Source organism: Candidatus Ulvibacter alkanivorans, assembly GCF_003333325.1.
Lineage (GTDB): Bacteria > Bacteroidota > Bacteroidia > Flavobacteriales > Flavobacteriaceae > Ulvibacter_A > Ulvibacter_A alkanivorans.
The window spans coordinates 1-9,543 of sequence record NZ_QOLC01000110.1 but is presented as its reverse complement, the minus strand read 5'-3'; the positions used below and the strand labels follow the sequence as shown (position 1 = coordinate 9,543).

At 40.5% G+C, this 9,543-nt stretch carries 9 protein-coding genes and 1 riboswitch; of the genes, 7 read left to right on the top strand and 2 right to left on the bottom strand.

Going from position 1 to position 9,543, the window contains the following annotated elements:
- Positions 1-23 precede the first annotated feature (23 nt).
- Positions 24-1,451 (top strand): GFO_1087 family putative carboxy terminal peptidase, encoded by a 1,428-nt coding sequence (locus DWA30_RS12730; protein WP_114492917.1) that lies wholly within the window; start codon positions 24-26, stop codon positions 1,449-1,451.
- A 51-nt stretch (positions 1,452-1,502) separates the two neighbouring features.
- Here the strand turns inward: DWA30_RS12730 and DWA30_RS12725 are convergent, their stop codons facing one another.
- The gene (locus DWA30_RS12725) at positions 1,503-3,431 is read right to left on the bottom strand and encodes a TonB-dependent receptor plug domain-containing protein (protein ID WP_114492916.1); all 1,929 of its coding nucleotides are present in this window, start codon (positions 3,429-3,431) and stop codon (positions 1,503-1,505) included.
- A gap of 133 nt (positions 3,432-3,564) precedes the next feature.
- Positions 3,565-3,773: riboswitch (cobalamin riboswitch) on the bottom strand.
- A 47-nt stretch (positions 3,774-3,820) separates the two neighbouring features.
- Between DWA30_RS12725 and DWA30_RS12720 the strand changes: the two genes are divergently transcribed.
- From DWA30_RS12720 to DWA30_RS12695, 6 genes are read left to right on the top strand one after another with little or no spacing between them, the layout of a single operon-like run.
- Positions 3,821-4,960 (top strand): ABC transporter substrate-binding protein, encoded by a 1,140-nt coding sequence (locus tag DWA30_RS12720; protein WP_114492915.1) that lies wholly within the window; start codon positions 3,821-3,823, stop codon positions 4,958-4,960.
- Positions 4,960-5,991 carry a FecCD family ABC transporter permease gene (locus tag DWA30_RS12715; protein ID WP_114492914.1) on the top strand — a complete coding sequence of 344 codons (1,032 nt, stop codon included), beginning with the start codon at positions 4,960-4,962 and terminating at the stop codon, positions 5,989-5,991. The genes DWA30_RS12720 and DWA30_RS12715 overlap by 1 nt, the downstream gene beginning before the upstream one ends.
- Complete coding sequence (locus DWA30_RS12710) at positions 5,991-6,785, top strand: ABC transporter ATP-binding protein (RefSeq protein ID WP_114492913.1); 795 nt, start codon at positions 5,991-5,993, stop codon at positions 6,783-6,785. Before DWA30_RS12715 ends, DWA30_RS12710 begins: the two co-directional genes overlap by 1 nt.
- A 32-nt stretch (positions 6,786-6,817) precedes the next feature.
- Positions 6,818-8,143: a DNA recombination protein RmuC gene (locus DWA30_RS12705; protein ID WP_114492912.1), complete on the top strand. Its 1,326-nt coding sequence runs from the start codon at positions 6,818-6,820 to the stop codon at positions 8,141-8,143.
- Positions 8,130-8,504, top strand: a complete 375-nt coding sequence (locus DWA30_RS12700; protein ID WP_114492911.1) for a VOC family protein — start codon at positions 8,130-8,132, stop codon at positions 8,502-8,504. The genes DWA30_RS12705 and DWA30_RS12700 overlap by 14 nt, the downstream gene beginning before the upstream one ends.
- Before the next feature lie 9 nt (positions 8,505-8,513).
- A complete protein-coding gene (locus DWA30_RS12695; RefSeq protein ID WP_114492910.1) occupies positions 8,514-8,882 on the top strand; it encodes a 6-phosphogluconate dehydrogenase in 369 nt (122 codons plus the stop codon).
- A gap of 26 nt (positions 8,883-8,908) precedes the next feature.
- Here the strand turns inward: DWA30_RS12695 and DWA30_RS12690 are convergent, their stop codons facing one another.
- Positions 8,909-9,490, bottom strand: a complete 582-nt coding sequence (locus DWA30_RS12690) for a T9SS type A sorting domain-containing protein (RefSeq protein ID WP_114492909.1) — start codon at positions 9,488-9,490, stop codon at positions 8,909-8,911.
- Positions 9,491-9,543 lie beyond the last annotated feature (53 nt).

The following is a 9,543-nucleotide window of genomic DNA, read 5'->3' as shown; positions in this document are numbered from 1 at the left end:
GGACACATTAAGAAAAAATTACCATGAATAAGAAAGCATTTCTATTTCTTTTAACCATCTCATTTTTATTTACAGCATGTTTTGAAGATCTAGATGACAACGAGCAGGTCGCTTCCACCTTAGATATTCAAAATTTTATTTATAGTGGGCTAAATTATTACTACCTGTACAAATCGGCTACACCCGAATTGGCCAACGATGCCTTTGCCAATCAGGAGGAATTAAACGCGTTCTTAGATAATTACGACTCACCCGAATCGCTGTTCAATTATCTGAGAGCACCCCAAGATCGATTTAGTATACTTGTAGACGATTACATTGCGCTAGAGAATGCGTTAAGCGGTGTAAGTCGGAGTAATGGTATGGAATACGGCTTAGTCCTCTATCCCGATGGCAGTAATAATGTATTTGGCTATGTTCGTTATGTACTCCCTAATACGAGTGCAGAGGCGATGGGTCTGGAACGCGGCGAAATTTTTAACACGGTAGATGGCCAACAGTTGGTCGCCATACCCGACGGTAATGGCAATCTTACTGTAGACACCTCTGTTTTTGCTTCGGAAACGTACACCATAGGGTTGGCCGATTTCGATGGGAACGATGTAACGCCTACGGGGGAAAGTGTAACCCTCACCAAAGAACAATACACCGAAAATCCGGTCTTTATTGCAAATACACTCACGATCGAAGGACAACAAGTGGGATACCTTATGTATAATTCATTTATTCGAAGTTTTGCACCGGAACTAAACGCCGCTTTTGCCCAGTTTCAAGCAGATGGGGTTACCCAATTAATCATCGATCTACGATATAACGGCGGAGGCTCTGTTGAAACAGCTACCGACCTTGCCTCAATGATCACAGGTCAGTTTAACGGTCAAGTATTTTACAATGAAGAATGGAACGATGATCGCCAAGAAGAATTTGCTAGTCCGGGGTTATTCGACTCTAGTATTAGTACAACGGGAGAGGCAATCAATAGTTTAAACTTAGATCAGGTATATTTTATCACGTCCAGCCGAACAGCATCGGCAAGTGAACTACTTATTAACGGCCTTACGCCTTATATTGATTTGAATCAGGTTGGTGAAGCCACGACAGGAAAATATCAAGCATCATTCTTGCTGTACGATGCTCCTGCACCTAATTTTTCTCGAAACGAGGCAAATCCTGCGCACACCTACGCCATGCTCCCGTTAGTGTTTAAAACAGCGAACGTTGCAGGCAATACCGATTACGACAATGGGCTTCAACCCGATGTTGAGATAAGTGAAGATTTTAGCAATTTAGGTACCTTAGGAGATCCGGATGAACCATTATTGGCTGCTGCATTAAATCAAATTTTTCCAACACGTGCCGCTCCAAACAAAAACATACCGCAATTGGAAGTTATCTCTGAAAGCAAAGCAACATCACCGCTTTATCAATTAATGATCGCTGAACAAGAATAAAATTCTTTCGGAAACATCGAGTTGTATCAACAAATACAACTCGATGTTCTTTTATAAACTGATCGTAAATCCTATACGCACATTTCGACCCAACGTTTGGAATCTATATAATTCTTCATACTCGGTATTGAATATATTAGAAACATTGGCAAAAACTCGAATCGTAGCACTTAACTGTGATGAGAAGTTGACATCGGTCAAACTATACGAGTCGAGTGTAATGGTTTCATTTTCGAAAGTAGTTGGATTAAAAAATGAATCGGTTCGTTCACTGTTAAACTGAAATTGAACTCCTATGCTCGTATTAGGCATGATATCGTACGTTAGGTCGGCATTGATCTTATGTTCAGGAATGCGCAATGCGAACCGTTCATCTGCTTGTGTATTGGTATAATTTGCCGAAAAATCTATTTGCTCTGTAAGCTGCTTATACAGTTCTACTTCAAATCCGTTAGTTTCAAATTCCTCATCAATATTTCGATATTGGAAAATGAAAAGATCCGGATCGACCGTAACGAAGTCCACATAGTTCATTTCATTTCTATTAAAGTAGACAGCGCTAATTCTAAAGTCCTTTCCAGTAAAAAACGCTATCCCACCTTCAATAGTTCGATCTTCTTCGGGCTGTAATTCTTCGTTTCCGTAGAGAGGATCATACAACTGAAATAAGGATGGAGTGATATAGGCCGTGCTATACGAACTTAAAAATTTAAGCGTAGTATTTCCGAAGTCAATAGCATAAGAAGGATTCAGATTATAAACCACATTTGTATCGTACACACTGTGTATGTTTACTCTTGCACCCGCATTAATATGTAGTCCAAAATTCGTTTGGTATACCAAATTTAAATACGGATCTATAATATCGAAATTGGCTTCCTCTTCTGAAACATCTTGCGAAAAACTAGTCTCACCAAAAGGTATGGTAAACGAATTAAAGCTACTAAACACAAGGTTTAAGCCTACCAGCGCGGTTAACTTATCAGAAAAATTATAGGTCAAATAGTTATCCATTGCATACGATTTAGAATCGTATTTGGCGGGAAACGAAGAGGCTATTTCACGTTCGATCCAAGTATAGCTGTCATTAAATACATAGGTTCCTTTTGCATATTTCCATTCAAAATGACCGCCGGTCTTTATTTGTTCGGTGATCGAACGGTTCTCAGCATCTACATAGCTAAATTCATCAAAATCTGCTTTAAATTTATCAAAACTAATAAATTGGCTTATCGTAATATCATCGGTTATATGATATCCTAAATTAAGGCGACCATTATATCTATTAAACACATCGCTCTCGAAAGCTGGTTCGTTTTCCGGTGCTTCAACTGCCGAAATCCCATCGGTATAGCGATTGCCGAATGTAGCATTATAGAAGAATCGATTTAGGGTCCCATTTACCGTGACAAAATTGGTGAACGCATCTAACGAAAGGTCATCTGAATCTTCCGAAGCACGATTGCTTCCCACCGTGCTTGTGATCGTAGCCGATACTTCATCCTTAGCGGCTTTTTTTGTGGTTATACTAATGACCGCTGTGGCAGCACCACTCCCATACAGTACGCTGGAGGCTCCTTTAATGATTTCTATCTTCTCGATATTGGACGACGGCACTAATCTCAAATCATAGTCGTTGGAGATCTGAGAAGGATCGGTTAACGGCACCCCATCGATCAATATCACTACTTGACGATTTCTACCGCCACGAATAAAATAGCCTAAGTTTTGTCCGTCGTTACTCCGACTTCCATTGATCTCGATACCCGAAACCTCGTTGATCAATTGCGCAATCGATTTACCTGCACTTCGTTCAAGAGTTGCTGCCGAAATAGTAGTGGTAACTTTTCCACTGTTCTTGACCGATACCGGAATCTTTGTAGCGATGAGTACCGAGTCTAGTTGCTCGAACACCTTGTTGTTTTGTGCATGTAATAAACCTCCCGCACATAGGATTGCTGTAAGTACTAGTTTTTTCATTTTTAATTCATAAAAACGGTAAAAAGAGATTCGAAAGTCACACAAGTTAAACCATGCACCATAGCAGAAATTAAAGTTCTAATACCGTACAATAAACCGTGGAATTTATCCTCTAAACTTTTATCCCGAAAGTTTAACAATACGAATTTAGGCAGGTCTCCTGGCTCACCTCTTGTGTGCACCTTCCCACCAATTTAATATTGGCAGTGGTAATTGAAGAATCACACGATCCACATAAAATGGACGGCTTACAGTTGCGGGAACAGCTTCAGATCTTCACTGAATTCCCTTTTAAGAGTTTTTGCTTCGGAAAAGCTACTCACCAAAATTCAACGCGAAAATAAGATTTATTTACTACGCTCGACTAGTAAAAACTATTATTTTTGAGCATGCAAAAATTCTGCTTCCTATTTATCTTCGTTTTAATATTAGTTGGTTGTAATTCGGAAACCAAAAAAAACACCACTACCGTTTCCGAAGAAAAGATCGCAACAACCGTTACCTATGCCAACGGATTTACTGTGCAACAACAAGATGCGTATAAGGTGATCACCTTAACGAATCCGTGGCCGGGTGCCGACAAACAATTTACCTATGCCCTAGTAGATGACAAGTCGGTATTGCCTGCTTCGGAAACCTTTGATGCTGTTATAAACATTCCCGTAGAGACCATAGTAGTTACTTCGACCACACACATCCCATCGCTTGAAATGCTTCAAGTTTCTGAATCCCTTATCGGATTTCCAAACTTAGATTATATCTCTTCCGAAGCCACTCGAAAATTAATTTCCGACGGAAATGTGAAGGAATTAGGCAAGAATGAAGACATTAATACAGAGGTGCTAATCGAGCTCGATCCCGATGTGGTCGTTGGCTTTGCCGTAGATGGGAACAATACCACCTTTAGCACGATTCAAAAAACAGGAATTCCGGTAGTCTACAATGCCGATTGGACCGAAACGCATCCGCTGGGTAAGGCTGAATGGATCAAATTCTTTGGTTTGCTATTTGGAAAGGAGCAACAGGCAGACAGTATTTTCAACACTATCGAAACTGAATATCGCACAGCAAAAAAGATCGCAAAAAATGCGACTACACAGCCCACCGTTTTAAGTGGCGCTATGTATAAAGATGTGTGGTATCTGCCACAAGGAGATAGTTGGGCGGCACAGTTCATTGCCGATGCTAACGGCAACTACCTTTGGAGTGATACTGAAGGCACGGGTAGTATTTCGGCTAATTTAGAAGCCGTATTAGATAAAGGGCAAGATGCCGATTATTGGATTGGTCCCGGACAGTTTACAAGTTTGAAGCAACTGCAGGAAGCGCATTCGGTCTACGCACAATTTAATGCCTTCCAACAGCAGAAAGTGTTTAGTTTTACCAATAAAAAAGGACCTAATGGCGGTGTGCTATATTACGAATTGGCCCCTAACCGTCCCGACATCGTTTTAAAAGATATTATAAAGATCCTGCATCCTAACTTGCTTCCCGATCACAACTTGTATTTTTTCAGTACATTGGAATAGTGCAAACTACTCGAACATATCGCAGTTTTTTCGTGATCTTAGGGCTATTGTTACTCCTAACTTTTTTAGCGAACATCAGTTTGGGATCGGTAGCCATTCCCCTGCCAGACGTTATATCAGGCTTGTTTGGCGGAGATGCCAGTAAAGATGCCTGGAATTATATCATACTCGATTATCGGTTACCAAAGGCCATAACAGCAATAGTAGCCGGTGGCGGGCTCGCAGTTTCAGGTCTGCTAATGCAAACTCTATTTCGAAATCCGTTGGCAGGACCTTTTGTTTTAGGATTGAGCAGTGGTGCCAGTTTAGGAGTTGCCATATTAATTTTAGGCGCGGGCGCTTTTGGTGGTTTCTTCGGAAACTTCTTGCTAAGCGAATGGAGTTTAGTGATCGCATCAGCATTTGGAAGTTTCTTGGTATTATTAGCGGTATTGGCCGTTACGTTTCGGGTGAAGGATACTATGGCGATCTTGATCATCGGACTCATGTTCGGAAGCGTTACCGCAGCAGTCGTAGCGGTACTTTCATATTTTAGCAATGCCGAAAAATTACAACAATATATCTTTTGGAGCTTCGGAAGTTTGGGCAACCAATCTTGGCAGGGCGTTTTTATTCTTTTGGTGTGTTTTGTGATAGGTTTAACCCTAAGTATTTTTGGCAGTAAATCTTTAAATGCGTTGTTGTTGGGAGAAAATTATGCGAAAAGCATGGGAGTGCGTATAAAACGAACTACTTTTTTGATCATCGTTGCTACAAGTATTTTAGCAGGAAGTATCACTGCATTTGCCGGGCCTATTGCTTTTGTTGGATTGGCAGTGCCACATCTTACACGTCAATATGTGACCAGTTCCAATCACTTTATTTTGCTTCCGGCCGTATTGCTTTCGGGTAGTATTTTAATGCTCGTTTGCGACACCGTAGCCCAACTACCCTTTACCGAATACACCCTACCAATTAATGCTATCACCTCTTTATTAGGGGCACCTGTGGTAATTTGGTTATTAGTTCGAAAACGTAAATTATTGTTTTAATGGCTTCGGAAAGAACACATAGCATATTAGAAGTCGAGGGTCTTACTATAGGCTATACTTCAAAGAAGAGAGATACTGTCGTAGCCAAAGATCTTGCTTTTTCCCTTTCCGAAGGACAACTTGTAGGATTGGTAGGTGCTAATGGAATAGGTAAATCTACACTGCTTCGCACGCTAACAAGCATGCAAAAGCCCATACATGGGACCATATCATTGAATGGCAAGGATCTGGAGGAATATACAAGCTTACAACTCGCTTCACAGATAAGTGTAGTTCTTACGGAAAGTCCTGCCTCTAAAAATGTAACCGTTCAAGAATTTGTATCCTTAGGTAGGCAACCCTACACTAATTGGATGGGTAAATTTACGACAGTAGATATTGAAGCTGTAGACAATGCTTTATTGGTAACAGATACCGTTAAATTAAAAGATCGCAATTGTTATGAGCTAAGTGATGGCCAGTTACAACGAGTGGCCATCGCAAGGGCCTTGGCCCAAGACACTCCGTTGATCATTCTAGATGAGCCCACTACACATTTAGATTTATACCACAGAGCCTACATTCTAAAATTATTAAAATCGTTGGCTTCAGAAACGGGTAAAACTATTTTGTTTTCAACGCATGAGATCGATCTTGCAATTCAATTGACCGATAAATTATTGGTAATGACTTCGGAAGCTACGTATTATGACAGTCCGTGTAAGTTGATCCAAGCAGGAAGATTTGATGCGCTTTTTCCGAAGGAAACCATCGATTTCGATGCTGCAACAGGACGATTTACCATTAAGAAATAAGTATATTTACCTATCAAAAAAGTGCTACACTAATGAATGAAACCTTGCTTTTTTTACTCTTGGCCTCCGTCTGTGTACTGGTTGGCGCTTTTGTAGGCAACCTCTTTGCTCGGCTTAAGCAAAAATCGGAAACGGGGAAATTAGAGGAGCGACTCTCTCAAGCGCAACATCAAGAAGAAAAATTAGAGGAACGTCTAGAACATCTCGTCGAAGAACGAGAAGCGCTGCGAAAAGAGAAAGATTTCTTGAATAGCGAACTTATTCGCAGGAATACCGAGTTTGATAATTTGGAACAAAAGAATAGAGAGCAGAAAGCGGAAGTAGAAAAGCTACAGGAAAAGTTTACCAAAGAATTCGAGAATTTGGCTAATAAGATCTTAGATGAAAAGTCTACTAAGTTCACCAAACAGAACAAAGAGAGCTTAGAGATCCTATTGAATCCGCTTTCTGAAAAAATAAAAACATTCGAAAAGCGCGTAGAAGACACTCATAAGGAAAGCATCGACCGGCATGCGATGTTACGACAACAGATCATTGGTTTAAAGGAGCTCAACGAACAAATGAGCAAAGAAGCGACCAATTTAACCAAAGCCTTAAAGGGAGATAGTAAGATACAAGGAAACTGGGGCGAATTGGTGTTAGAGCGTGTCTTAGAGAAGAGTGGTCTTGAAAAAGACAGAGAGTATTTTGTCCAAAATAGTTTTACCACCGACGACGGGCGACGCGTTCTACCGGATGTGGTACTTTACCTTCCAGACAACAAAAAGATGGTCATTGACTCGAAAGTGTCTTTGGTCGCCTACGAACGGTTTGTGAACGAAGAGGAGGAAGACCAGCGCGCACGATATTTAAAAGAGCATATCGCATCGCTTAGAAAACATATCGATCAACTAAGTGCCAAGAACTATCAAGATATCTATAAAATCGAAAGTCCCGATTTTGTACTACTTTTTGTTCCCATAGAGCCTGCTTTTGCCGTAGCCATAAATCAGGATGCGAACCTTTACAACTGGGCCTTCGAAAAGAACATTGTGATCGTGACCCCCTCAACATTACTTGCCACTTTACGAACTATCGACAGTATGTGGACCAATGAAAAACAACAGCAGAATGCCATTGAGATCGCGACACAAGCAGGTGCACTTTACGATAGTTTTACAAATTTAACAGATGAGCTCATTAAAGTAGGCAAGCAAATTGGTACCGTACAAGGAAGTTATGAGAATGCCATGAAAAAATTAACCGGTCGAGGCAATCTAATTAAACGGGTAGAGAAGCTCAAGAAGTTAGGAGCTAAGGCCAGTAAACACATAGATGAAAAGTTGTTAAAGAGAGCTGAGGAGGATGAAAGTGAATAAAACCACCTTTTTACAAACGGTTCCGGTACTCCCTACCGCAAATATGGAGCGCGACTTGGCTTGGTATGAGACACAGGTCGGATTTAAAAAAGCTTTTGGTGATTCGATGTATGCAGGCATAACACGAGATACGATGTATTTGCATTTACAATGGCATGCCGACACCGAGGATGATCCACTGTTAGGTGGATCTGTGGTACGAATTTTTGTAGAAAACATTAGACCAATTTTTGATGAATTGGTTGCGCGAGGCACTGTAAAACAAAGTAAACTTAGAATGAAAACGGCTTGGAACACCAATGAATTTGGATTTTACGACCTTAATAATAATTCGATATTCTTTGTGGAGGATATTCTGTAACTTCGGAAAATGAAAAAGATCCTTTTTATTATACTTGGCAGTATTTTGGCGTTATACTTATTATACTTTGCCTTTGTCTATTTTGTACCCTATAGCGAAGGGACCCGCGCAGGAGAACTAATTAAGTTTAGCAATAAAGGTGTAATAGTAAAGACTTGGGAAGGTGAGATAAGTCAAGGTATTAGCGGCGCTCAGATCTTCGAGTTTTCGGTGTTAGATAAACACGAAGAGGTTATTGAACAACTACAAGAATACCAAGGACGCTATGTAAAGCTCACCTATATTGAGCGCTTCGACACCTTCTTCTTTTGGGGAGATACCAACTATTTTATCACCGCAGTAGAAGAAGAACAGTCACCGCACTTTAACCGCAACTAAAGGGAAATATTTTAAAATTTTGGCTACTATCTTTTAATAAGTCGAAGTGTTGCCGTTAAGCCTTCCGAAGTAACCTTTACAAAGTATACTCCGCTTTCAAGATATGATGTATTAAGATGTGTGTAGGTACCTTCACCTGCACCTTGACCTACTTTTTTTCCGGTTATGGTATAGATTTCGTACGCATCTAAACGGTATAAAGAAGCAATCGTTAATTCGTCATCGACCGGATTCGGATAAAACTTAACATTGCGTTCAAATTTATCTTGTACTGAAAGTTCGGGTTCGACAGTGATCGTTCCGAACATAGAACCCGGATGTACCTCGCATAAGTAGGTGTTCTCTCCATCGGTAACAAATGTAACTTCGTATTCGGTTCCCATGCCGGTGATGACACCACTATCGAAGACTTGAGCACTCCCGGGCTGACTCGTTACACTATGAGGAGCTCCATTGGCCCATGTCCAACGAACTGTATCACCAATTTCAACAGTAAAGCTCGCAGAAGCGCCGTTTACGCCTTGTTCCCAATCGAGTTCAAATGTATTTTGTGCATAGCCGGCAGAAACCATTAGCACGGTTGCGATAATTGTAGTAATTTTTCTCATTTTCAATATTTTTATTTGTTATTGTAAAATACTGAAAAAAAGAGAATTACTTT